Raw genomic sequence first — 25,477 nt, 5'->3', positions numbered from 1 at the left:
AATTAAGCGCCTCGAACTGCGACTAAAGCTTCAGCAACCGCTTTCTTGAAGCGAACCAGAACTTCTTCACATTCTGCCTGAGTAATAATCAACGGGCAAAGCAAACGGATCACCGTACCGTTACGACCACCTTTCTCAAGCAATAATTTATTGTTGAAACAAGCAGTCTGGATCGCTGCAGCCAATTGACCATCAGCAGGTAACGAACCCATATGATCAGCAGGTTTACGTTCGTCTACGATTTCAACACCGATCATTAAGCCACGACCACGCACGTTACCGATACATGGGAATTCAGCAGCTAGCTTTTTCAGTTCAGCTTGCAGGAAATCACCACGTTCTTGTGCGTTTTGCGCAAGGTTTTGCTCTTTAATGGTATTGATCGTTGCAAGACCTGTACCCATTGCCAGCTGGTTACCACGGAATGTACCGGTATGGCCAGCAGGTTGCCATGCGTCGAACTTACGTTTAATACCCAGTACCGCAAGTGGCAAGCTACCACCGACCGCTTTAGACATCACCACGACATCAGGTTCAATACCCGCGTGTTCAAATGCAAACATTTTGCCTGAACGTGCAAAGCCCGCTTGAACTTCATCAAGAATCAATACGATGTTGTGTTTTTCAGTCACTTCACGGATTTTCTGTAACCATTTTACTGGTGCTGTTACCACACCGCCTTCACCTTGAATCGCTTCAAGAATCACAGCTGCTGGCTTCGTTACACCGCTTTCAACATCTTCAATGAAGTTTTCAAAGAAGTAAGTTAAAGCGTCAACACCCGCTTCACCACCTAGACCCAATGGGCAACGGTATTCATGCGGATAAGGCATGAACTGAACGCCTGGCATTAAACCATTCACGGCATTCTTCGCAGACAGGTTACCTGTCATGGCCAATGCACCATGCGTCATACCGTGATAGCCACCAGAGAAGCTGATCACTGAACTACGGCCAGTAAAGGTTTTGGCAAGTTTAATCGCTGCTTCTGTTGCATCTGCACCAGATGGGCCACAGAACTGTAAGCAATATTCTTCTTTACCACCTGGAAGGTAGGAAAGAAGAGCTTCAGTGAAAGCATCTTTTAAAGGAGTGGTTAAATCCAGGGTATGTAGTGGGAGACCGCTTGCAAGCGTATCCTGGATACTTTGAATCACCGCAGGATGATTATGGCCCAAAGCCAATGTCCCTGCCCCAGCTAAACAATCAAGGTACTCAGTACCTTCAACATCGGTAACCCAGCAACCTTGTGCTTTCGCTATCGCTAACGGTAATTTACGTGGATAACTACGCACATTCGATTCCATCTGACTTTGGCGAGTCAAGTAGTATTCGTTTGTGGAATTGGTGGCAGGGTTTACAGAAGTAACGCTCATATCGAATTACCATCTCTGATATGGGTTGAAAGAAATAAGTCTGGTGACGTTTGGTCCTTTGACTCGGTGCTTTATAAGATTTTAGTTAGCCATAATCTTAGTTAACTAACTTAGGAGGCGGATGATACCGAATTTTTCAGGAAAATAAATAACTTTCAACTCAATTTACCTGAAAATTTATCGAAAAAAAATATCATGCCTGTCTAAGCTCTAAATTATCATCTTAACGTGTGACAAAGGAAAGAAAAGCAGCTTCTTTTATACTTTTTTGTAGCCTTTCAGAAAAGTTTGCAATTATTTTAATAATGCATTAATAAATATATAATTTTTAAAATAATTAAACTTTAAAACTACAGAAAAAATAATCAAAAACTTAACACTCTTACCACAAATATTTCGCAAAAAGAGCACAATTGAGATTTAATATCTGAGGATCAGCCAAGATGGCTAATTTTAAGAAAAACAGGAAGAAAATATGCGCCTCCTAGCATTGTCCAGCCTTATACTTGCAGGCACCTTGGCGAGTACTGCATTTGCAGACCAAAATGAGCCACTGAATTATAATATTATTAATATTTCAGCAGAGGCCAGCCGCGATATTTCCAATGACCTGATGCATGCCAATTTATATGTAGAAAAATCCAATAAACAGCCTGCTGAGCTTGCAGCGCAAATTAATCAACTCATGAACCAGGCCATCAATGCCGCAAAGAAATATCCGAGTGTGAAAATTGAAACCGGTTCACAACACACTTATCCAGTCTATGACAATGACAACCGTAAACTCAGAGAGTGGAGAGCTCGTGCTCAGGTACGTATTGAATCGACTGACTTCAAAGCGGCTTCACAGCTAATTGCCGAATTGCAGCAAAACTTCCAGACTGAATCAATTAACTTTACAGTATCTGAAGCAAAACGTAAGAAAGTTGAAAATGAGCTGATGCTGGAAGCATCCAAAAACTTCCAGCAACGTGCACAAAGCCTGGCTCAGGCTTGGAACAAAGCTGGATATCAACTGGTAAATATGAATATTAACACCAATAATTCAGGCTACCCACCGGTTCCACGTATGGCAATGGCCAAAGCGGCTTATGCAGAAGCAGCTATTCCAGATCAGGAAATGGCAGCGGGTGAGTCTAAAATGACTGTGAGTGCCAATGGTTCGATTCAGTTTAAATAAGTGTTAATAAAAGCACTCTGATTTTAAGAACCACCCTTTTGGGTGGTTTTTTATCACTTGAGTTTGCTTTAAAAAATCAATGCTACAAATTCATACATACTTCGGTATAAATACCACTTTAATCGGTTTAGAGTAACAGGCATTCATATTAATCCTCTCACTTTATGTCCCTTGATCAACTCAACTTATATCTGTTTCATCTTCTTAATGCACCTGATCACGCTTCAATATGGATGATCAACTATGCCTGTCTAATTGCACATGATCTGGTGTATTTATTCCTGCTGATCTTTGCCATAGCCTGGCTACGTGGCAATCGTGAAGTGAAAACCGGGATTATTAAAGCCTTTATCTTCACTGCCATTACCTTATCCATAAGTGAAGTTTTATCTGCTGTGTTGAATACGCCTCGTCCATTTGTCATGGAAATTGGTCATACCTTAATTGAGCATGAAGCCACAGGTTCTTTTCCCAGCAACCATATGAGTATTTTTAGCGGGATTGCTCTCGCCTATTATTTTTCACCACAACGGGACTTGGGGCGACTTCTGCTCTGGACAGCCTGGCTGGTAGCTTGGTCGCGGATCTATGTCGGTGTACATTTTCCAATTGATATGGCGGGAGCTTTCCTAATTGCACTTGTTGTAAATCTGGCTGGTTTATCACTCTGGTGGAAATATCAGGAAAAACTAATGGATTTTATTCTGAGCATTTATCAGTTCCTGTTTGCGCCTTTAATCCGGATGGGCTGGATTAAATAAATCTAATGAAAATGCCATAAAAAATCCCGCTCGAAAGCGGGATTTTTTACATTTCTTTAACTTAATAGATCGCCATATGATTGCGATGAATCATTTCTAGTGAACGTGCCTCACCTAACACCTGATGTACTTTATCTGATGCCAGACCACGAACGATATCTGCTGAACGTGAACTAAAGTTCACACGTCCGACCGCAATACGGTGACCTTGTGTATCGACACATTCCACCACATCACCACGCTCGAAATGACCTTCAACTGCTTTAACGCCTACCGGTAACAGACTGCGGTGATTTTCTTTAATGGCCTTAACAGCACCATCATCAATCACCAGACGACCTGCCGTTTGCAAATGCGCTGCCAGCCATTGCTGATGTGCAGTAACACGATCATCATCAGTGATGAATAAAGTGCCCAACATTTCACCCGTCATAAGACGCGATAAAACGCAGTCACTGTCACCACTGGCAATCAGCGTTGGACAACCCGACTTCGCAGCCAGACGTGCAGCGCGGACTTTGGTCAGCATGCCGCCACGACCAAATTTGCCACCACCACCAGCCATATCAAATAGACTCTCATCCATCGCACGTACGGTATGGAACAGTTTGGCATCCGGATTAGAACGTGGGTCCGAATCAAACATGCCTTCCTGATCGGTCAGGATAATCAGCAGATCCGCATGCACCTGACCTGCTACCATGGCAGCCAAGGTATCATTATCACCAAAGCGGATTTCATCGGTCGAAACAGTGTCATTTTCATTAATCACCGGAATCACACGCCATTCAATCAGGTGCTGCAAGGCATCACATGAATTGAGATAGCGGCGACGATCTGCCAGGTCATCATGGGTTAACAGTACCTGAGCAGTCCGGATCTGGTGTTTATCCAGCACGCTTGACCAGGTATGAATAAGCCCCATCTGACCAATGGCAGCGCAAGCCTGAAGACTGGGTAGATCGGTGGGTCGATTCTCTAGTTTCATTCGAACCATACCTTCAGCCACAGCACCTGATGACACCAGAATAATCTCGTGTCCTGCATTGTGTAGATCTGCGATTTGTCCCGCCCAGTGCGAGATAGCATCTAAATCTAAACCTTGCCCGTTTGCTGTGAGTAAAGATGATCCGATTTTAACAACGATTCGTTTACAACCCTTGAGCTGACGTTGCCCATCTACCACTTCTATCATCTTGTCCTCAGACTTATCTTTAAAAGATTAACGTACGTAATATACTTCTACGTCGCTGTCGTCATCATCTTCATCATCAAAGTCATCGCCACCCAGACGTTGAGCGCGACGCATTTCACGATAAGCTTCTTTCGCAGCAATCGTTTGTTCACGTGTTTCAGCTTCCAGCTGATCACGGAATGCTTTCATTTCTGCTGCATATTCTGGATCTTCAACTTCACGTTCGCGTTGCTGTTCGATTTGATCCATCAGGTAGTACACAACGTCTTTCGTCCCTTCTGCCGTTAAGCCAGAAGTTTTAAAGACAGGGCCTTCCCACTGTAATTCTTCAAGAATATGGTTACACCATTCGTCACGTGTTTCTTCTGCTAACTGGTCAACCTTGTTCAGAACCAATACCACAGGCAATTTAGAAAGCGTTGGCGAGAATTTCTCGAGCTCTGCAATAATTGCTTTGGCATTGTAAGCAGGATCTGAACCATCAATCGGTTGTACATCGACAATGTGTAGCAAAATGCGTGTACGTGCCAGGTGTTTCAGGAAGCGAATACCCAGACCCGCACCTTCAGCAGCACCTTCGATCAGACCTGGAATATCAGCCATCACAAATGAACGGTAACGATCCGCATCCACAACGCCCAGATTTGGCATCATTGTGGTAAATGGATAATCTGCCACTTTCGGTTTTGCAGCAGATACTGCACGGATAAAGGTTGATTTACCTGCATTAGGCATACCCAGTAAACCAACATCTGCAAGCACTTTTAGCTCCAGACGGATTTCACGGAATTCACCTTTAACACCATGGGTACACTTACGTGGAGAACGGTTAGTCGACGATTTGAAGTGGGTATTACCCAAGCCACCATCACCACCTTGAGCAACCAATACCTTTTGACCGTCTTCGATCAGGTCACCAATAATGTCGCCAGATTCACTATCTACAATAGTTGTTCCTACAGGAACTTTTAAAATAACTGATTCGCCACCACGACCAGCACAGTTTGCGCCAGCACCGTTTTTACCACGTTCAGCGCGAAATCTACGGGTATAACGATAATCTACAAGGGTACTCGTGTCGTCGTCAGCCTGAACATAAATGCTGCCGCCACGACCACCATCACCACCATCTGGACCACCAAATGGTACGAACTTTTCACGGCGAAAACTGGCTACGCCATTGCCACCGTCGCCAGCCTCTACGGTAATGACTGCTTCATCAACAAAGCGCATATTGCCAATCCTCTAAAAACTTTAAAACCGCCTATTCTGCCATATTTTAAAGCATTTCTCGACTACATTTATGCACTATTCCATGAAGATCGCTCATTTCAAGGGTAATTTCATTCAGCTTGTCTCAAAATACAAAACAGTCTGAAAAATATTCAGACCTATAAAAATTCAAAATATAGTTTTTAAAGCTTAATTGATCGTTTTTTATTATTTCTGATTTGGCATCGAGCTGCCTATAGTGCTCAACGTCGAAAAAAAGCCCATGGTATAGCTATGACCACAGAAAAGAATTCTGTCAGCCCATTGTCATCACAATTTGTATTACTTATGGCAATGGCATGTGGTCTCTGTGCCGGATCGGCTTATTTTAATCAGCCCTTGATCTATTCAATCGAGGAAAGTTTAGGAATTACAACCAGTCAGGCTGGCTTAACGGTAGTGATCGCCCAGATTGGATACGTACTGGGCTTAATGCTGTTAGTACCATTGGGAGATTTCCTGAATAAACGCAAGCTGATTCTCAGTCTGATGGTCTTTGCAGCCATTTCGCAGATTCTGCTTTCATTCAGCACGACTTTATCAACGCTTTATGTATTTACCTTATGTGCGACATTTGGCGCAATCTCGGCGCAGGTTTTAATTCCTTTTGCTTCTACGATTAGTCCACCTGAATCCAGTGCCGCCATTGTCGGCAAACTGATGAGTGGCTTGGTGATGGGAATTATCCTGTCACGTACTTTTGCCGGATTTGTTTCGACTTACTGGTCTTGGGAAGGTGTGTATCTATCAAGTGGCATTATTACCCTGCTGTTTGCAATCTTAATGTGGAAAAAGCTACCCAATACTCAACCGCAAGCAGGTTTAACCATTGGCGACATTTACCGCTCTCTATTCATTATCGCTAAACAGAATCCACATCTGATTCGTCGAGCTTGTGCCGGTGCCTTGGCTTTTGGCATTTTATCCATGATCTTTACTTCTATGACTTTCGTCTTAGGCAATGCCCCATATTACTTTACTGACTTTGAAATTGGATTGTTCGGCTTACTCGGTGTTATTGGGATTTACTCATCGAGCTGGTCAGGTCGAACTGTCGGTGCAGGTAGGGAAAATCTGGTCGCTATGCTTTGTATTAGCCTGATGCTGCTTTCTTGTATTCCGTTATATTTTGCTCAGCAAAATATCTTGGTGTATGCAGTTGGTGTATTGATGGCATATTTTGGTTTGACGGCATTTCACGTGCTCAATCAGAATTTGGTATATCGGATTGATCTGAAATCACGTTCTCGTATTAATGCGGTGTATATGACGATTTACTTCAGTGGTGCAGCTTTAGGCTCGTTAGGTGCAGTGTATGCCTGGGAGCACTTTGAATGGGTTGGTTGTGTGGTAATTAGCCTTGTTTTCTCGATTGGGATTTTGCTGATTGATCGGTGGGATTTTAGGAAGATGTTTGAGACAAAAATTTCATCTTAATTGACCTCTCCTTAACCCTCTCCTTTAAGGAGAGGGAAATTTATTAATTTTTTTTAATTCCTTTTTACCGCTTTCGTCACTTATCAGCTCTTTTAAAACCAAACACTCTTTTTTAGAAAAATACAATCATCGTCAAATAGATGAGTTGTCTTTTTTAAATGATCATAATTATTATCACCAACTAAAACTATATTTTTCAATATATTATATTTATTCTCCACCTTAATTAATTGCATCAATATACTTATATTGTTGAAATATAAGCTCTGTACTTTTTTGTTTTTTCAACTTGTATAAATTACAAACACCTCTATAGGTGCAAACATTGTCGCTGACCAAATCAAAAGATTTGTTACGGTAGACTTATCTTCTACAAAAATTTGTATCAGCTCATAAAGAGCAATACTGATCGCACATAAAATCCCATAGATCGCCAATTAAAGTAGCAACCAAATTTTATAACTTTTTCATTTATTGCTTCCCCAAAAGCAATTTAGCTTCTATTTTGCAACACGTTCTTTATTTTCTAAAATCTCCGGCAGACTACGCTCTAACCAGCCAATCAAATTCATTATTTTTTCAGCTGCTTGTGAGCCGGTAATGGTCAACTGATATTCCACTTTTGGTGGTACGACAGGATAGACCGTTCTTAAAATGAACCCGTCCTGCTCCAGCATTTTTAAAGTCTGGGCCAGCATCTTTTCACTCACCCCTTCAATGCGCTGTTTCAGCTCACTGAAACGATGTACGCCATCACTTAAGCAACGTAACACCAGAATCGACCATTTATTGGCTAAGTGTTCCAGTATTTCACGTGAAGGACATTCCGTTGATAAAACCTGACCCAGCAATTTACTGGTTTCATAAGCTGACATAATATTTCTCTTAATTTATAAACTTACTTTTCAGCATGTACTTTCATTTAGAAAGTTATCAGATCAAGAATTCATCAGCAAGGTAATATTCAAATTAATATTCCATTTCAATCCAAAAATTAAACCTAAAAAATATGCAATAAAAAAGAGCCTCAAATGAGGCCCTTTTTTCAGCTCAATACTAATTATGCATTAGTTTCAGCAGGAACTTTTGGATAGCTTACGCCGCCCATTTGTTCAGCAATACGTAATACCTGGCAGCTATAACCTACTTCGTTATCGTACCAAACATAAGCAGTTAAGCGGTTGCCTGAAGTGATAGTCGCTTGCGCGTCGAATACACCTGCAGTACGTGAACCGATAAAGTCAGAAGATACCACTTCAGTCGAGTTGGTATAACCAATTTGACCTTGAAGGTTAGAATTGATAGAGATTTGGCGAATATATTCATTCACTTCATCACGATCAACTTCTTGACCCAAAGTCAGGTTAAGAATCGCAAGAGATACGTTTGGTGTAGGTACACGTACAGAGTTACCTGTCAGTTTACCTTGAAGTACTGGAAGCGCTTTTGCAACGGCCTTAGCAGCACCAGTTTCAGTAATTACCATGTTCAGTGTAGCAGCACGGCCACGACGATCAGCTTTGTGGTAATTGTCGATCAGGTTCTGGTCATTCGTGAACGAGTGAACTGTTTCAACATGACCATTGATCACTGTGTACTTGTCGTTTAACACTTTCAGTGTTGGAGTGATCGCGTTCGTTGTACAGCTTGCTGCAGAGATGATTTTGTCTTCATCAAGGATGTCAGCCTGGTTTACGCCATATACAACGTTCTTCATGTCACCTTTACCAGGTGCAGTCAGAATGACACGCGCAGCGCCCGGGCATTTCAGGTGTTGAGCAAGACCTTCAGCATCACGCCATTTACCCGTGTTGTCGATTACTAGTGCATTTTCGATACCGTATGCAGTGTAATCCACTTCAGATGGATTAGATGCATAGATCACTTTGATGAACTGACCGTTTGCAATAATTGCTTCGTTTTCTTCATCTACAGAGATCGTGCCAGCGAATGGACCATGGATGGAGTCACGACGTAATAATGATGCACGTTTTTCCAGGTCACCGTCAGATGATTTACGAACCACGATTGCTTTCAGGTTCAAGCCACGGCCTAGACCTGACTGGCTGATCATCAAACGTGCAAGAATACGGCCGATACGACCAAAACCGTAAAGTACAACGTCCTTACCTTCAACTGAAGTTGCATTGCCTTCAAGAGATTTCACAGCGTCAGCAACGAATGCGTTAACATCACCACCTTTTGCTTTGAATTCAACAGCAAGTTTGCCTAGATCAATTTCAGCAGTACCGATGTTGTCAATGTTCGCCAATGCTTCAAGGATTGGGAAAGTGTCTACAACAGAAAGCTCAACGTCCAATACGCGAGTACGACGATGCGCTTTAAGGATCTGGATTACAGAACGGTTAATTAAAGAGCGACCGTAAACTGTAGCTACGATATTTTTTTCACGATATAACTGACCTACTAGGGCAATCATACGCTCCGCGAGTTCTTCACGGTTTTTCCAGCGACCTTGGTGCTCTGCATGGAGGGCAACGATAGTGTCTTTGCTCACAGATACGTCCTCTAATTAATTGTAAATCTAAGCATAAATTTCAAAACCCCATAATTGTAATGGAATTGGCAGCAAGTTTGAATCAAAAGCTGCCAAAGTCCTGAGGAAAAAGGCCTATATTCACTATAAATTTTAAAAATAGTTGTAATTAGTCAGATGATTTTGCATTTAAAAATCGAAAAATAACATTTTTCAAGCTCTAAACCAGATTTTTGTTAAATGTTGTTTATTCACACAAATCTAAATCTCGAAGTTGACTGCATTTTCATGATCCAGTTGCAGCCTGCTGCCTGCTGAAAAATTCATATCCAGACTCATAGAAGCATTAAAGTTTTCCACATCAAAATCATCATAAGTTTCTGGCAAATGAATCAGTAGAGGTAAACGGGTGAGACCATTATCCCCACAAGGAAAGGCATAGTGACGCTCAACTTTCTGGAAACTTTGCAAACTTTCAAATTCTAGAAATACACTGCTGTTTTCATGGGTTCTTGGCACCTGAATAATTTCCAGGAACATGCTACGTTTTAACTGCTGCAATTTATTCAGTGCTATTTCTATTGCCTCATCTGAATTATCTTTACGCCAAAGCTTTTTCAGCATGGATTTTTTTTCATATTCGGCTTTCTGACGGTTCAACGTATTGATATATTTTTTCAGATCCCGATATTGCTGCACATTATCGGCAATCGTGGTTTGAATATCTTTAATCGGCTGCTGGGAACGCTGATGCATTACCTGCCATTCATTCCGGTTCATCGGAATAAAGGTTTCACCCTTACGCTTTTCCAGCAAACGGATAAATGCCAATAACTTATATTCGAAATTCTGGATATAGGAATTAAACATAAATCCTGGCTGAGCTTTGAAGTCCCGGTAATAGGCTAAAATTTCAGTAAAGATTTTATGTACATGCAAATAGAGATAAGCAAACTCTTCAATATGCGATAAATGATCACGAATCGCATCCCGCATTGGCAGCAGCAATTCCCGCGTCAGAATTTCCTCCAACTGCTTCAAATGGCGTTGCGCCACAACATCGGCATTCTTTTCGACCACCTGAACCGGTTCGACCAGCAGAGGCAATAACTTTAGTTCAGAGACCTGCTCCAGATTATGTACAATGTCCCTGACGTCCAGATGGATCTGGCTTTGCAAGGTTACCATTCGCTGCAGCTGGGATTTCAGGGTCTCCACTACCTCCTCATTCATATCCTCTTTCAGATCCAGAACCAGAATATTCAGATAGACTTGACCTTCTAATGCACCTTTTTCTTCTATGAGGAAGCGACGAATAGAATACGGGTTTTGTTGTACATCCATCACAGGCGCAACGATAAATAAAAACTGTGAAGTGCGGACAATATCAAAATGACGGATTTGCTGTTCTTTAATCAGAAAATAACGGAATAGCGGATGTTGCATTTCCGCAGTCTGTTTTTTTAATAAAGGTTTATACCAGTAGCCCAACAACTGTTGCTTGATAAACACTTCAATAATGAAGCATTTAACCTGCTGTTCAGTGAGCTTACGTACGCCCTCAACCGGCTGTAATTGAAGACCACGAATAATTTCAGCAGCATTCAACAAAAAGTACGACGTAGCTCCAGCTTTTCACGCTGCATCTGGAAGTTTTCATTGACTTCAATTTTATCAATCTGCTCGAGTACGTTTTCCAGGTAGTCTGCAACTTGCAAGCTGTCATTTAACCCGAGCAGGCTTTTCAAAGAGAGACCGAACGTGCTGGCATAATAACGCATCCGGTCATTCAGAAATTTTTGGCTTAAAGCTTCTACCGAATGATAAGCCTGATAACGGTATTGATTGGTTTTCTGATCCCAGAGAATTCTTTTTGGCTTTAAAATCTGAAAATCGATACTTTCCTTGAGCTCAGGAGAGATATCTGCCAGAACGGCTTTAAGCTCCCGCTCCCATTCTAAATCGAGGCTCGGCTCCAGTTGGGATAAACGTGCACGTAACTGATATGGAATCGCAATCTGTGACATGTTTATCCCCTTTAAATATAACGAACATTCTTTTAAACAAAATGGTACATGAATTAGATAACATTTACGTCAAAATTATCTGACGAATATCACACTTATGCAAATAGCATTATTCATTATTTTTTTTGAGTTTTTCCATTTTTTCAGCTTTTTTTTCAAGTTCATCTTTTTTCAACTGCTGCTGTTTTAAATGCAATATTCCTTCCACAATTAGCACCATCACTGCCAACCAAATCGGGATATAGGTCAGCCATTCTCCAGATTCCACCCGTTCCCCGAGTGCCATCGAGGCAAAAGCCAGTAACACTGGTTCCAGATAGCTCAGCAGACCAAAAATCACGAAAGGCAGATAACGGCTTGCCAGAATATAGCTGCCCAAGCCTAAAGCACTTAAGAAACCTAAGCCCAAAACTGCCAAGATGAGATGAGGGAAACTGACCATCAGCTTGAGAGAATCGCTGTGTACAAAGCCCAGATAGAAAGCCACTGGCAGAATCAGACATAAGTCCCACCAGAATCCCCCCAAGTGATCCGTACCAAAGCGACGGCGCAGGAAGAAATACAGTGGATAAGCCAAAGCCACATAGACCGTTTCCCAGGCAATAAAACCAATCCGCCAGATTTCATGTCCCACGCCCAGTACCGCACAAACCACCGCCGTCATCTGCCAAGCAGACAGTTTTTCTTTATAGAGCGCACAGCCAACCAGAACCATCACCAAAGGCAACAGGAAATAACCCAGCGACACTTGCAGGCCGCGACCATTAATCGGCCCCCATAAAAATAACCAGAGTTGGGTTGTACAAAGTAAAGAGCTGATAATTAACCAGATCAAAAACGTCGGCTGCTGTAGAATTCGCTTAAAAATACTGCTGATATGATTGAGATCACCTGACCACCACATAAACGCCGTCAGAAACGGGAGGGTCGCCAACATACGCCATGCAAAGGTTTGCTCACTGTCTAGTGGCTGCAGAAAAGGCGTGAAAATATAAAGCACACCAAAAACCAGTGACGCCAGCACTGACAGCGCGATCCCTTTATACATTCACTACCCCAAAATCTCTTTGCGCGCATTATATCGGGATGTCTTCAAGAATACTTGTCTCTATTCTTTGATCGAATGATAAATTTTCAATGTGTAGCTTCTGATTGTATAAATATAAAAAAACCATGCCGAAGCATGGTTTGAGGATAAACTGAGTTTAGCGTGCAGTTTGTTTGGTATGAATCACATCACTTAGGTCATAACCGACTGACTGAGCATATTGTAAATATTCATTCACTACATTTTTATCCAACTGCGGATCACGTGAGAGTATCCACATATATTTACGTTTAGGCTCACCGACCAGAACGGTTTGATAGTTTTCATCCAGTTTCAAAACCCAATAATCACCACGCCCAACAGGAATCCAGCGAATGAAGTCTGGCAAGAAACTGACTTTTAATTTGGTATTTTGGGGTGGATTTTGCACAAATGCCTCACCCACTGACTGGGTTTGTTCACCATCTTTTTTAATACAGCGGTTATCAACCACGATATTGCCATTTTCATTCAAAGTATACGTTGCTGTGACATCACGGTCACACTTATTCTGAAAATATAAAGGCTTACGCGCCACTTCGTACCATGTACCCAAATAACGGTCCAGTTCAACTTTTTCCACGGTCGGTAATGACTCTTTTTGCGCATATGCCATGGTCGTAGCGCCCAAACCCAGAAGAACAGCACTACCAACCGCAATTTTGGCAATTTTTAGACTTGCCTGAGAAAAATTCTTAGTTGTCATAAAGTATCCTTTCATTCACACAGATGAGTGAACCACATGTTTTTGTAAAATTTTATCTGTAACAACAATAACGTCATTGTGTGAATGATTGTGTATCGATATGTAAGATTTATGATTAGTTTTGCACAACTAATCATAGGCAGATCAGATGCTTAACTCAGCATCTGAGCTTTCAAGCGCAGAATTTCATCACGCAAACGCGCTGCCTGTTCAAACTGCAGTTCTTTAGAAGCTTTCAGCATCTCTTTTTCAAGCTTAGTCATATGCTTTGCAAACAGTTTCGGATCTGCCAGCAGATGCCGCTCATCCGCACTTAAAGCTTTAGCCTGATTTGAAATACGTTCATCAATCTGATCATCATCGAGCACCTCACCAGTATCGATTTCCTTAATCACCTGACGTACGGCACTGCGTGGGACAATGCCATGCTCTTCATTAAACTGAATCTGTTTGGTACGACGACGATCCGTTTCATCAATTGCTTTTTGCATGGAGTCCGTAATCCGGTCCGCATAAAGAATTGCTTTACCTTTCAAGTTACGTGCAGCACGACCAATGGTCTGAATCAGGGAACGTTCGGAACGCAGGAAACCTTCTTTATCTGCATCCAGAATCGCTACCAAGGACACTTCTGGCATATCCAGACCTTCACGTAACAGGTTAATCCCGACCAGCACATCGTAAATACCGGTACGCAATTCATGAATAATTTTTACCCGCTCTACGGTGTCGATATCTGAGTGCAAGTAGGCTACCTTTACGCCATATTCTTTCAAATATGAAGTCAGGTCTTCTGCCATACGCTTGGTTAATGTCGTTACCAGTACACGTTCATTCAGATCTTTGCGGATATTGATTTCGGACAATACATCATCGACCTGGGTCAGCACTGGACGGATTTCAATTTCAGGATCCACCAATCCTGTCGGACGCACCACCTGCTCTACAATCTGTTCTGACTTTTCCAGTTCATATCGTGCTGGCGTTGCACTGACATAAACCGTGGTTGGAACAATACGCTCCCATTCCTCAAATTTCATTGGGCGGTTATCCAGTGCACTCGGTAAACGGAAACCATAATTCACCAGATTTTCCTTACGTGAGCGGTCACCCTTATACATCGCACCAATCTGTGGAACGGTTACATGTGATTCATCAATAATTAGCAAGGCATCATCAGGTACATAATCAAACAGTGTTGGCGGTGCTTCACCTGAGGGACGGCCAGATAAATGACGTGAATAGTTTTCGATCCCATTGGTATAGCCCAGTTGCTGCATCATTTCCAGATCATAACGGGTACGCTGTTCGATACGCTGTGCTTCCAATAATTTGTCATTTTCACGGAAAAACACCAGGCGCTCTTTCAGCTCTTCTCGGATGGTTTCAATGGCACGGGTCAGATTATCCTTTGGTGTGACATAATGGCTTTTTGGATAAATTGTCACACGCGGTACTTTGCGGATCATTTTGCCAGTCAATGGATCAAACCAGCGGATCGAATCTACCTCATCATCAAACAGCTCGATACGGATTGCATTCTGGTCCGATTCCGCAGGGAAAATATCAATAATTTCACCGCGAATACGATAGGTACCACGCAGGAACTCCAGTTCATTGCGGGTATATTGCATCTCGACCAGACGGCGAATAATATCATCCCGACCAATACGATCCCCTTCCACCACATGCAGTAACATACTCATGTAGGCATTCGGATCACCCAAACCGTAGATTGCAGAAACTGAAGCAACAATAATGGCATCACGGCGTTCCAATAAAGCTCGTGTTGCGGACAACCGCATCTGGTCAATATGATCATTAATTGCTGAATCTTTCTCGATAAAAGTATCGGAAGATGGCACATAGGCTTCAGGCTGATAATAATCATAGTAACTAACGAAATATTCCACCGCATTATTCGGGAAGAATGCCTTAAATTCGCCATAGAGCTGAGCTGCCAAGGTTTTGTTATGTGCCATGACAATGGTCGGGCGTTGTGTCCGCGCAATCACATTGGCCATAGTGTAAGTCTTACCCGACCCTGTTACGCCTAGCAATAGTTGATTCTTATAGCCCCGCTCAATTCCCTGAACCAGTTTTTCAATGGCTTGTGGCTGATCGCCAGCAGGTTGATAGCTGGTCACTAAATCGAAAGGGGTTTTATCAGACATAATTGGCGGCAATTCACTGGCAATATTTTGTTGCTCTAATTATGGGGTTAAATCTGAATTACTCAATGCCTAAACAGGTGTCTATTTGGTAAAAATTGAAGTCTATAAGTAACTTAATGGAATGATTACAAAACAGTTCCATCTCATCTTATCCGCCTTGAATATTTTATTAAATTTCAAGAATATTTATTTAAAAATTAGCTAATAATATTTAAGAACTCAAGCAAGTGGCACGTTAAACATCTCTATGAAGATAGCTAAAATTCAGTTACATAAAGTTCTAATTTCTCTTGAGACTTTTGCTTTCTTATAGACACAATTTGCCTTGACCCCTAGCAATTTCAAAGGCAACATGAAACCAATAAGGATATCGAATCAAAAGCCATGACTTACCAATACCATGATGAAAGCATCGTCAAATCCTTGCCAGAAAATACTGTATTTGTATTTGGCAGCAATATGGCAGGGCTGCATGCAGGCGGTGCCGCAAGAACAGCGCTTGAGCACTTTGGTGCTGTAGAAGGGGTTGGTCGTGGCTGGTCTGGTCAAAGCTATGCTATTCCTACAATGAATGAGCATTTGCAACAAATGCCATTGTCACAGATTCAGCATTATATCGATGACTTTAAAATTTATACCAAGAATCATCCGAAAAATAAGTATTTCCTGACCTCGGTCGGCTGCGGCATTGCAGGTTATAAAGTGGAAGAAATTGCACCTATGTTTAAAGGGATTTCACATAACGTGATTTTCCCGCAATCTTTTCGCCCGTTTGTAGAAAAACCGCTTCCGAAATTGAATGAAAAATTCCTTAAAACCATTTTCCGTGACTCTATCATTTTTGCTGACCCCACCGATGAACTGATCGAAGTGCTTGCAGTGACCGATAGTGAAAAAAGCCTGGCTAAAATTTTACTGAATACCCAAATGTATCCAACAGATAGTAATGGCCGTGATCGTGTTTTTGAGATTCAGGACATTCTGCATAATTTGAATGGTAAGGTTTTCGATTTCCAGAACAATTCTGAAGGTCCAATGGTCTTTGGTGGTGTGATTCTGGCACTGCTCGAACTGTATAATATTAATGAACAGGATTTTTCAGATGTTTGGCATGGTAAGCGTGAAATCGCGCCACCAAAACCTGAAAATAAAGCACGTAGAAACCCTCTTTAATTTCAGAATTATTGTCAATCAAAGCCAATTCCTGAATTGGCTTTTTTATTGTGAAATATAAAAGGTGATCTAATAAAAATAGCGTTCAATTTCAAGATAAATATTTAATTATCACATTATTCTAAAATCATTTTTTTGGTCTTATACTTGCCTCATTAAATTAAATAATAAAATTGAGCTGCTTGAATGAACATGCTGGATTCTCCAATTTTTGAACTATCTCCTATTGCCATGTGGCTTGAAGATTTTAGTGAGGTAAAAAAACAATTTGATCTCTGGCGTGCTCAAGGGGTGCAGGATTTACTCACTTTTTTGCAAGAAGACGAATCACGTATTTTAGAATGTGCGAAAAAAATTAAACTACTTAAGGTCAATCCTAAAACACTAGAACTTTATCAGGCAGATGACTTTAACCATCTCAGTCAAAATTTGGATCTCGTGTTCAAAAAGGATATGAGCAAATCCCACATCCAGGAACTCGTCGCTCTATGGAATGGAGACACTCAATTTTCCCATTCAGCAGTAAACTATACCTTGACTGGTCAACGTCTGGATATTCAGCTGAAAGGAATTGTCCTGCCACAACATGAGCATGATCTCTCCTTACTCTTGATTACTACTGAAGACATCACTGCTTATACACAAGCTCGTCGTTTAGAAGAACAAAATCGCCATCTGGCTGAAGCTCGTTTTATTTATTCACCGGCTTCATTATGGATCGAGGATTTTAGCCATATTAAAATTAAACTAGATCATTTACGTGATTTAGGAATTGAAGATTTTCAAACTTTTCTGGATGTACATCATGATTTTATTTATGAATGCATTAGAGAGATTAGAATCATTGATGTCAATCAGGCCACTCTCGATCTGTTCGGCGCCTCAACCAAAGATGCTCTATTAAAGAATGTACATAAAGTCTTTGCTAAAGAAATGGTACAGACCTTTAAAGAACAACTTATTGAGCTTTGGAATGGTAACCTGCATCATCAGCGTGAAGCCGTAAACTATGCACTGGATGGCAGTATCCGTCATGTCCTGCTTCAATTTACCGTATTTCCTGATTACCTCCATGACTGGAGTATTGTTCAAATTGCCCTGACAGATATTACCGCACGTAAAAAAGCTGAACATTATCTGGAATATCTAGGCAGACATGATGTCTTGACTCAGCTATGTAACCGTTCATTTTACATGCAGGAACTGAACCGTCTGGAGCGTAATTTACTGCGTCCAGTATCCTGTATTTTTATGGATCTCAACGGACTCAAAGAATTAAATGACTGCCTTGGACACGATGCTGGAGACAACCAGTTACGTCGCGTGGGTAATATCCTGAATCAACTTATTCAACATACGCCCTATTCTGCCTCTCGAATTGGTGGAGATGAATTTGTAGTCCTTTTACCTGGTGCGGATCAAACTGCTTTGCAAAATTGTCTCAATAGTTTGCATGAACTTTTAGTGGTTGATAACCAGTTTTACTCACATCAGCCAATCAGCCTATCGATCGGACATGCAACCAGCTATGCAGATGAGCGTCTTGAAGACATGCTAAAACGTGCCGATCAAGATATGTATCATCAGAAAAGAAGTCATTATCAAAATAATGACCGCAGAATGCCAGCTTCTCAGTAAGTTAAATGACTTAAATAGCAATAAATAAAAAAGCCATGGTCAAACCATGGCTTTTTTATTAGAAAACTTATCGTTTTCCCATTGAACGACGGGTGCCACGTGGTGGCATCCAGGTTCGATCAGCATAACGTTGTGGCTTGGGACGAAGATCCTCTAAGATCTCATCTGTTGCACCTTGATCAGCTTGCTTCAATGGAAACGGCAAATTAACTAAAGGCTTTTTCTTGGGAGTATTTGGGGAGCTCATCAGCTTGACTCAATAATAACTCAGTCTATTGTACAAAAAAAAAGAGCGAGATGTAAAAACAAGTCTTTTTATTGTGTTATCAAACGATGTTTCATTTAATGTTGCTACCATTTTTTGATTAAAAAAACAACGTCTCAAGTATTCCATTTATCTTAATTTAAGCAATTTTAGAGTAGAGTAAATACTCTATAATTATCTAAATTGAACTTATAATAATCCGTCATTTAAACTTCATGGAGTGAACTTTAAGATGAAAAAATCAACTTTTATATGTATGGCTACCGGACTTATTGGAATTACTTCCACCACTCAGGCGGCCGACTATTCAAAATATTTCAGTATGGAAGCCGAGGGCTTTAAACGTTTTTCAGTCTCAGTGGGGGCTTTACATGTCATGCCGCAAGGCAAAGCACAGCCGTTTAAAGTAAGTACAGCTGCTTATGAAGGTATTCAATCTGATGTTGGAGAGATCTCGTCCCAGGCAGTTATTGATAACCGTGCAGAAAACTCATCAGGTTTGGCTAATTGGCTAATTGATTTAATTAATGGTGTAAATCCAAATAGTACATTGCCCGCGTTCATGAGTGGTACGGCAAATATTTATGGTTTAGAAAACTGGAATAATCCGGGAACTGGGTTAGAGGCAGATGATGTCACCACCTTAGGCATCATGACCAATTATTTCTTTACTGATAATATTTCTTTTGAAATGAAAGCTGGGATTCCACCTAAAGTAGACTTACAAGGAAAGGGAAAAATATACGCTCCATTTAGTGCAATTGCTTCGCCAATCGTCGGTTCTATTGAGTTAGACAATGATATTTTTATTACAGATTTAGAGGCACATGGTCCTGCAGCTTCTGCCCGAGCATGGACACCAGCTTTTGAATTCCAGTATCACTTTGGTAAAACTGGCGTAAACAAGTTCCGTCCTTATATTGGCGTAGGCCTCATGTATGCTTATTTTAATGAACTTGAAATTAATCCACAGACAGAAAGAGACCTGATTGCTGCGGGTCATATGATTGCTAATATTTTGGATAATAAAGCTGGAGCATCATTAGATGGATCACCAAATGAAAACGCTAATCCAAAAGTTAAAGTTGAAGCAACAGATGCTTTTGCTCCAGTCGTCACTGCAGGTTTTACTTATGACTTCAATGATAAATGGTTTGCGGTAGGTTCAATCTCTTATGCTCACTTAAACAATGAAACTACGATCACAGTTACAGATAATAACTTCGGCAAACTAATTGAATCCAAGGCAGATATTGAGGTAAACCCGATCTTGGCCTATGCAGGTATTGGTATGCGATTCTAATTATATAGATTTCATTAGATACCCAAAGAGCAGAGTTAAACTCTGCTCTTTATCTTTAATTTAATAAATTACATAATTACTAAAATAAATTAACACATTGAAATAAAAATCATTATTTATTAACTTTTCACCCACTTAGCACTCTCGTTTTTTATACAGATTAATTGAACTAAGTTTAGTTTATTAACAATAACAAAAACAAAGATGAATAAATTGAACAAGGAGTTCAAATGAAAAAGATTTTAGGGACATTCATTGGATCAATGGCATTAATGCCTATTCTGGCTCATGCAGACTCTCCTTATTTCAGCTTGCAAGAAGGTGATGGCTTTAAGCGTTTTTCAGTCTCAGTAGGGGCTTTACATGTCATGCCACAAGGTAAAGCACAGCCCGTTCGTGTAAATACTGCAATTAATGAAGGTTATCAATCCAAAGTTGGAGATATTCAAGCACAAACCGTCATAGATAACCTTGATCCCGACCGTAGACCAAATCGTGTTGTTGAAGGATTAGTAAGATTAATTGGTGCATTTGGGGGTCAGGTATCTAGTGGCCTTTCTGGAGATTCTTATGTATATGGTCTTTCAGAATGGGATAACCCGGGAACAGGTCTTGAAGCAGATGATGTCACTACGCTTGGCATCATGACCAATTATTTCTTCACTGATAATGTTTCATTTGAAATGAAGGCTGGTATTCCCCCCAAAGTAGATATCAAAGGTAAAGGTACAATTTATGCCCCATTTGCTGCTGTGGCAACGCCTTTGGGTGGGATTGCAGGCAATTTAAATCTTGCCAATGACATTAGAATTACAGACCTGGCGCAGTCTAGCAAAGCTGCCGAAGCTCGTGCATGGACGCCTGCTTTTGAATTCCAATATCATTTTGGTAAGACAGGAGTAAATAAATTCCGCCCCTATGTAGGAGTAGGGTTAATGTATGCCTACTTCAATGAACTTGAAATGGATAAAGGCATTGAAGCTGATCTGGTTGCTGCAGGTCATATGATCCAGAATATTATTAATCAAAATGCTGGTGCTTCTCTTGAAATGAAGGACAGTAATGGCAGAATGAAAGTGGATCTCGAAGCCACCGATGCTTTTGCTCCTGTAGTGACTGCCGGCTTTACTTATGATTTCAATGAGAAATGGTTTGCAGTTGGCTCAGTGTCTTATGCCCATTTGCAAAACGAATCCAAAATTACTGTAATCAATGAAAATACCGGGCAAACGTTAATCAATTCTAAAGCCGATGTAGAAATTAATCCGATCCTAGCTTATGCAGGTATTGGTATGCGATTCTAAGACAGTTCAATTTTAAAAGCAGAGCTTAGCTCTGCTTTTTTAAGTTCCGAATTCACCAAATCAGCCAAGACTTTACGCAATATCTAGATTCTAATCTGGACCTGTCTATCTCTATAAACATCGAATCTATAAAAAAAATTTATCTTTTAAGTAATTATTATTCTATCGCGACGACAAGTCGAATCGACTAACATAGGTTGCGATACTCACAGTACAGACTCTTTATGACCAACAGCCAGTTTTCCAAACCACTTATTTATATGCTCATTGGTTCAGCAGTGATTCTGGCATTGTCTTTAGGTGTCCGTCATGCCTTTGGCCTATATCTGGTACCGATGAGTGAAGAATTTGGTTGGGGACATAATGTATTTAGTTTGGCCATTGCCACGCAAAACCTGATCTGGGGTGCAGTACAACCGATTACCGGGGCATTTGCCGATAAATATGGCAGCAAAATTGTCGTAGCGATTGGTGGTGCTTTATATGCCATTGGCCTACTCTTGATGGCATTCAGTTCGACCGGTCTGCTACTCAATCTCAGTGTGGGCTTAATTCTGGGTCTAGCACTATCTGCAACTTCTTTTCCGGTGTTATTGTCTGCAGTCGGACGTGCAGCACCACCAGAAAAACGCAGTCTGGCCATGGGCATTGCCAGTGCAGCCGGATCTTTTGGTCAGTTTATCATGCTGCCCTCGACCCTGCTGCTGTTACAGAATGTCGGATGGTCAGCCGCACTGATGGTCAGTGCCATTTTAATCGCACTGATTGTACCCCTCGCCTGGATGCTGAAAGCACCGATGTATGTTGCTGCTAATGCCATTCCTACACCCAATAAAGCATCGCTCAGTTTTAAACAGATTCTAGTGGTGGTTAAAAACCATAAACCTTTCTGGTTTCTTGCACTGGGCTTCTTTGTCTGCGGGTTCCAGGTAGTCTTTATCGGAATTCATCTGCCTGGCTATCTGATTGATCACGGGTTTAATGCCACTACTGGAACAATTTTCCTGGCACTGGTCGGTTTGTTTAATGTGGTCGGCACCTATACCGCCGGCTGGCTCGGTGGGAAATACTCTAAACCGCACTTATTGATGGGCCTGTATGGTCTACGCGGCATTGCTATTATTGCATTTTTACTGCTGCCCCTAAGCACATGGACAGTTTATGCCTTTGGTGTCATCATGGGTTTATTATGGTTGTCTACCGTACCACTGACCAATGGTATTGTCGCCAATATGTTCGGGGTTAAGTATCTGACCATGTTGAGTGGTATTGTATTTTTCACCCATCAGGTTGGCTCATTCTTTGGTGGATGGCTCGGTGGTGTTAACCATGATATAGCAGGCAATTACAATGCCGTATGGATGCTGTCGATTGCATTAAGTGTGTTTGGTGTACTGGTACATTTCTGGGTCAATGAGGAGCAAATTGTGCATGACTGATTCTCTGCTAAAACTCAAAATCTCGATTGCTGTGGCAATCCTGCTTTTACTCACATTCTCGATTGCACTATGGCTGCAAACCCCTGAACTGTTTGAATATTTTAATCAGGCTTTCTGCGCGCATTAAACTGCTGAAATAGCATCAGTAAATTTCACTATGTTTCAGCACAAAAACTAAAAGTAGTAAAACCCAACAATTACTATATTTCTTTATTATTCCAAAATTTTAGAATTCATAATAATTTTGCGCTGTCTGGGTTTAAGTTTTTTCATATGTTTTGATTATCAGACATAAAGTTGAGGCCTCGTAATAACAAATTTATCCCAGTGATTACGAGCAAATTATTAGTTAGAATTGTATTCCGAGACAATCAGGTCATTCCATCTTCCCGGCACTCTTTCCAACTGGTCATTGCCCTTTCTTGGAACGCTATAGCCTGGCGGGTTTCCGTCCATTTTAATAAAAAATGAGAATAACGAGAAAGGCAACCTAAACCTTTGATAAGAATGACTCTGCATATAAATTTTCTACCATCAATACTGCGACCGCACCAAAAATGTTTCATTTCCAAACAAAAAGTTAACTCTGAATATTAGGTTTGATCTAATCGATCTTTAACAAAATAAGGTAACTGTTTACTTTTCCTCACCTAATCTGCCTAGTGTATTTTCCTTTTTCTGCTTAGCGTATTAGAAAATCAGGATTCAGCATATGAATAGAGGAAAAGACCATGAATGAGCTTCAATTTTCAGATTGTGTTCGGGCCTGTATGAGCTGTTCACTCGCATGTGCCAACTGTGCTAGCGCCTGTCTTAAAGAAGAAGATCTGGAGATGATGCGGGAATGTATTCAACGCTGTCTGGATTGTGCAGATATTTGCCAGCTTTGCGCCCGTATAGAACAGAAACAGTCTCCTTTCATGCATGAGATGTGTGAACTCTGCGCCAAAGCGTGTGACTACTGTGCAGAAGAATGTGGTCAACATCAAGACGATCATTGCCAGCAGTGTGCCGAAGCGTGTCGTCGTTGTGCTGAAGAATGCCGAAAAATGGCGGCTTAAAAAATTAATTTTATAATCCTGTTCTTCATTTCAAATGGCATAGGTCAATAGTTGTATGTTCTAACCAACTCAAACCATTCCAATAAAAAAAAAACCCGCAAGCAAATACTTACGGGTTTTTGATCTAACTTGAATTAATCAAATTAGAATAAACGGTTCATGCCATTCAACGTTGCTACACGATACGCTTCTGCCATCGTCGGATAGTTAAAGGTGGTTTCCACGAAATACTTGATGGTATTGTTCGGGCTGTTCATTACCGCCTGACCAATGTGGATAATTTCAGAAGCATTGTTACCAAAACAATGAACGCCTAAAACTTCTAATGTTTCACGATGGAACAGGATCTTCAATTCACCTACCGTATCACCGGTAATCTGGGCACGTGCCAGATGACGGAATGAAGCTTGGCCAACTTCATACGGAATTTTTTCTTCAGTCAACTGCTGTTCAGTCTTACCAATTGAAGAAATTTCCGGAATGGTATAAATACCAGTCGGGATATCCGTCACTGGTGCAACATCTTTTTCTCCGCTCATGTTTGCACCTGCACAACGACCTTGGTCATAGGCAGCAGAAGCAAGAGATGGCCAGCCGATTACATCACCCGCTGCGTAGATATTTTCGACTTCGGTTTGATATTGATCATTTACAGTCAATTGACCACGGTTGTTCGGTTTCAGGCCAACGTTTTCCAGACCTAAACCATCAGTGTTCCCTGAACGACCATTACACCAAAGGATGGCATCTGCTTTAATTTTCTTGCCACTTTGTGTATGTAGAACCACATAATCATCAGATGTTTCAAGGTAATCAATCTGCTCATTGTGACGGATCAACACGCCCTGCTCACGCAAGTGATAAGACAAGGCATCGGAAATTTCATCATCCAGATAGCTAAGTAGCTTCGGTTGCGTATTGATCAGGTCAACTTTATGGCCCAGACCAATAAAGATCGATGCGTATTCACAGCCAATTACACCTGCACCGTAAATAATGATTTTTTGGATTGAATAATCCAAATCCAGAATTTTGTCTGAATCAAATACACGTGGGTGATTAAAGTCTAGAATTTCCGGACGATAAGGACGAGAACCGGTAGCAATCACTAATTGTTTAAACTGAATCGTTTCCTTGATGCCATCTGGAGTAAATACAAAAATGGTATTTTCATCCTGAACATAGGCACGGCCATGGAAGATATCAATTTTATTACGGTCGTAAAAACGTGAATGTGTTTCAACCTGCTGTTGAATCACTTTATGCGCATTACGAAGTACCTGTTTCATGGTGAACTGTTTCCATTCACCGACTTTCTGGAACATTGGATCACGTTGATAACGGATGATGCTTGATACCGTTTGACGCAATGCTTTACTTGGAATCGTACCAACATGCGTACAGTTACCACCAAGTTGTTCACGCATATCAACGATTGCAACGCGCTTACCCGATTTGGCAAGTTTCATTGCCGCGCCTTCGCCCGCAGGGCCTGAACCTAGAACTACCGCATCGTACTTAACGAAAGTCCCACTAACGACCTCTTTCTTACGTGGCATTCAACGCTCCTTTATAAATTAAA

At 41.2% G+C, this 25,477-nt stretch carries 22 protein-coding genes; 10 read left to right on the top strand and 12 right to left on the bottom strand.

Translation table 11 applies throughout. The features are described 5' to 3' along the window. Positions 1-2: 2 nt before the first annotated feature. Positions 3-1,376 carry a diaminobutyrate--2-oxoglutarate transaminase gene (locus B3D47_RS07045; protein WP_004894020.1) on the bottom strand — a complete coding sequence of 458 codons (1,374 nt, stop codon included), beginning with the start codon at positions 1,374-1,376 and terminating at the stop codon, positions 3-5. Positions 1,377-1,851: 475 nt separating this feature from the next. On the opposite strand from B3D47_RS07045, the gene B3D47_RS07040 reads away from it, so the two are divergent. Together B3D47_RS07040 and B3D47_RS07035 are read left to right on the top strand one after the other, a co-directional pair. Next, positions 1,852-2,556, top strand: coding sequence for an SIMPL domain-containing protein (locus B3D47_RS07040; protein WP_004810506.1), 705 nt, complete (start codon positions 1,852-1,854; stop codon positions 2,554-2,556). A 164-nt stretch (positions 2,557-2,720) separates the two neighbouring features. Further along, entirely contained in the window at positions 2,721-3,317 is a 597-nt protein-coding gene (locus B3D47_RS07035) for a phosphatase PAP2 family protein (protein ID WP_286860870.1), read from the top strand. Positions 3,318-3,378: 61 nt separating this feature from the next. Here B3D47_RS07035 and proB read toward each other — a convergent pair whose 3' ends face one another. Both proB and cgtA read right to left on the bottom strand, forming a co-directional pair. After that, positions 3,379-4,512 carry a glutamate 5-kinase gene (proB, locus tag B3D47_RS07030; RefSeq protein WP_286860868.1) on the bottom strand — a complete coding sequence of 378 codons (1,134 nt, stop codon included), beginning with the start codon at positions 4,510-4,512 and terminating at the stop codon, positions 3,379-3,381. Between the two features lie 27 nt (positions 4,513-4,539). Next, positions 4,540-5,745, bottom strand: a complete 1,206-nt coding sequence (gene cgtA / locus B3D47_RS07025; protein WP_004894010.1) for an Obg family GTPase CgtA — start codon at positions 5,743-5,745, stop codon at positions 4,540-4,542. A 273-nt stretch (positions 5,746-6,018) separates the two neighbouring features. Between cgtA and B3D47_RS07020 the strand changes: the two genes are divergently transcribed. Then, a complete protein-coding gene (locus tag B3D47_RS07020) occupies positions 6,019-7,221 on the top strand; it encodes an MFS transporter (RefSeq protein WP_004894007.1) in 1,203 nt (400 codons plus the stop codon). A gap of 500 nt (positions 7,222-7,721) precedes the next feature. On the opposite strand, the gene B3D47_RS07015 is transcribed toward B3D47_RS07020, so the two are convergent. The 7 genes from B3D47_RS07015 to uvrB form a co-directional block, all read right to left on the bottom strand. Continuing rightward, a complete protein-coding gene (locus B3D47_RS07015; RefSeq protein ID WP_286860863.1) occupies positions 7,722-8,096 on the bottom strand; it encodes a winged helix-turn-helix transcriptional regulator in 375 nt (124 codons plus the stop codon). A gap of 185 nt (positions 8,097-8,281) precedes the next feature. Further along, positions 8,282-9,739 carry a glyceraldehyde-3-phosphate dehydrogenase gene (locus tag B3D47_RS07010; RefSeq protein WP_004893999.1) on the bottom strand — a complete coding sequence of 486 codons (1,458 nt, stop codon included), beginning with the start codon at positions 9,737-9,739 and terminating at the stop codon, positions 8,282-8,284. Positions 9,740-9,979: 240 nt separating this feature from the next. Further along, positions 9,980-11,329: a hypothetical protein gene (locus tag B3D47_RS07005; RefSeq protein ID WP_286860859.1), complete on the bottom strand. Its 1,350-nt coding sequence runs from the start codon at positions 11,327-11,329 to the stop codon at positions 9,980-9,982. Continuing rightward, entirely contained in the window at positions 11,323-11,745 is a 423-nt protein-coding gene (locus tag B3D47_RS07000; RefSeq protein WP_286860856.1) for a hypothetical protein, read from the bottom strand. Before B3D47_RS07000 ends, B3D47_RS07005 begins: the two co-directional genes overlap by 7 nt. A 109-nt stretch (positions 11,746-11,854) precedes the next feature. Beyond that, a complete protein-coding gene (rarD, locus tag B3D47_RS06995) occupies positions 11,855-12,793 on the bottom strand; it encodes an EamA family transporter RarD (RefSeq protein ID WP_286860853.1) in 939 nt (312 codons plus the stop codon). A gap of 157 nt (positions 12,794-12,950) precedes the next feature. Further along, positions 12,951-13,538 (bottom strand): lipocalin family protein, encoded by a 588-nt coding sequence (locus B3D47_RS06990; protein WP_004893989.1) that lies wholly within the window; start codon positions 13,536-13,538, stop codon positions 12,951-12,953. Positions 13,539-13,690: 152 nt separating this feature from the next. Beyond that, complete coding sequence (gene uvrB / locus B3D47_RS06985; protein WP_111810823.1) at positions 13,691-15,712, bottom strand: excinuclease ABC subunit UvrB; 2,022 nt, start codon at positions 15,710-15,712, stop codon at positions 13,691-13,693. 384 nt (positions 15,713-16,096) lie between these two features. On the opposite strand from uvrB, the gene B3D47_RS06980 reads away from it, so the two are divergent. Next, on the top strand, positions 16,097-16,885 hold the full coding sequence (locus tag B3D47_RS06980; RefSeq protein ID WP_048881538.1) for an A1S_2505 family phage non-structural protein: 789 nt from the start codon (positions 16,097-16,099) through the stop codon (positions 16,883-16,885). Positions 16,886-17,071: 186 nt separating this feature from the next. After that, the gene (locus B3D47_RS06975) at positions 17,072-18,523 is read left to right on the top strand and encodes a sensor domain-containing diguanylate cyclase (protein WP_071321103.1); all 1,452 of its coding nucleotides are present in this window, start codon (positions 17,072-17,074) and stop codon (positions 18,521-18,523) included. Between the two features lie 67 nt (positions 18,524-18,590). Here B3D47_RS06975 and B3D47_RS06970 read toward each other — a convergent pair whose 3' ends face one another. Further along, a complete protein-coding gene (locus tag B3D47_RS06970; RefSeq protein WP_004810533.1) occupies positions 18,591-18,770 on the bottom strand; it encodes a hypothetical protein in 180 nt (59 codons plus the stop codon). Between the two features lie 250 nt (positions 18,771-19,020). Here B3D47_RS06970 and B3D47_RS06965 point away from each other — a divergent pair, with 250 nt between their 5' ends. The 5 genes from B3D47_RS06965 (at position 19,021) to B3D47_RS06945 (ending at position 23,895) form a co-directional block, all read left to right on the top strand. Further along, complete coding sequence (locus B3D47_RS06965) at positions 19,021-20,091, top strand: OmpW/AlkL family protein (RefSeq protein WP_004893975.1); 1,071 nt, start codon at positions 19,021-19,023, stop codon at positions 20,089-20,091. A 230-nt stretch (positions 20,092-20,321) separates the two neighbouring features. Beyond that, complete coding sequence (locus B3D47_RS06960; protein WP_071321102.1) at positions 20,322-21,395, top strand: OmpW/AlkL family protein; 1,074 nt, start codon at positions 20,322-20,324, stop codon at positions 21,393-21,395. A 224-nt stretch (positions 21,396-21,619) separates the two neighbouring features. Further along, on the top strand, positions 21,620-22,834 hold the full coding sequence (locus tag B3D47_RS06955; protein WP_286860845.1) for an MFS transporter: 1,215 nt from the start codon (positions 21,620-21,622) through the stop codon (positions 22,832-22,834). Further along, complete coding sequence (locus B3D47_RS06950; RefSeq protein WP_286860842.1) at positions 22,827-22,961, top strand: hypothetical protein; 135 nt, start codon at positions 22,827-22,829, stop codon at positions 22,959-22,961. Before B3D47_RS06955 ends, B3D47_RS06950 begins: the two co-directional genes overlap by 8 nt. Before the next feature lie 604 nt (positions 22,962-23,565). Continuing rightward, a complete protein-coding gene (locus tag B3D47_RS06945) occupies positions 23,566-23,895 on the top strand; it encodes a four-helix bundle copper-binding protein (protein ID WP_071321101.1) in 330 nt (109 codons plus the stop codon). A gap of 143 nt (positions 23,896-24,038) precedes the next feature. On the opposite strand, the gene sthA is transcribed toward B3D47_RS06945, so the two are convergent. Continuing rightward, positions 24,039-25,454 (bottom strand): Si-specific NAD(P)(+) transhydrogenase, encoded by a 1,416-nt coding sequence (gene sthA / locus B3D47_RS06940; protein ID WP_286860839.1) that lies wholly within the window; start codon positions 25,452-25,454, stop codon positions 24,039-24,041. Positions 25,455-25,477: the final 23 nt, after the last annotated feature.

It is taken from the genome of Acinetobacter sp. UBA3461 (genome assembly GCF_002381195.1).
Taxonomy (GTDB): Bacteria; Pseudomonadota; Gammaproteobacteria; order Pseudomonadales; family Moraxellaceae; genus Acinetobacter; species Acinetobacter schindleri.
The sequence above is the reverse complement of the archived record's forward strand: the minus strand, read 5'-3'. Positions and strand labels throughout refer to the sequence as shown.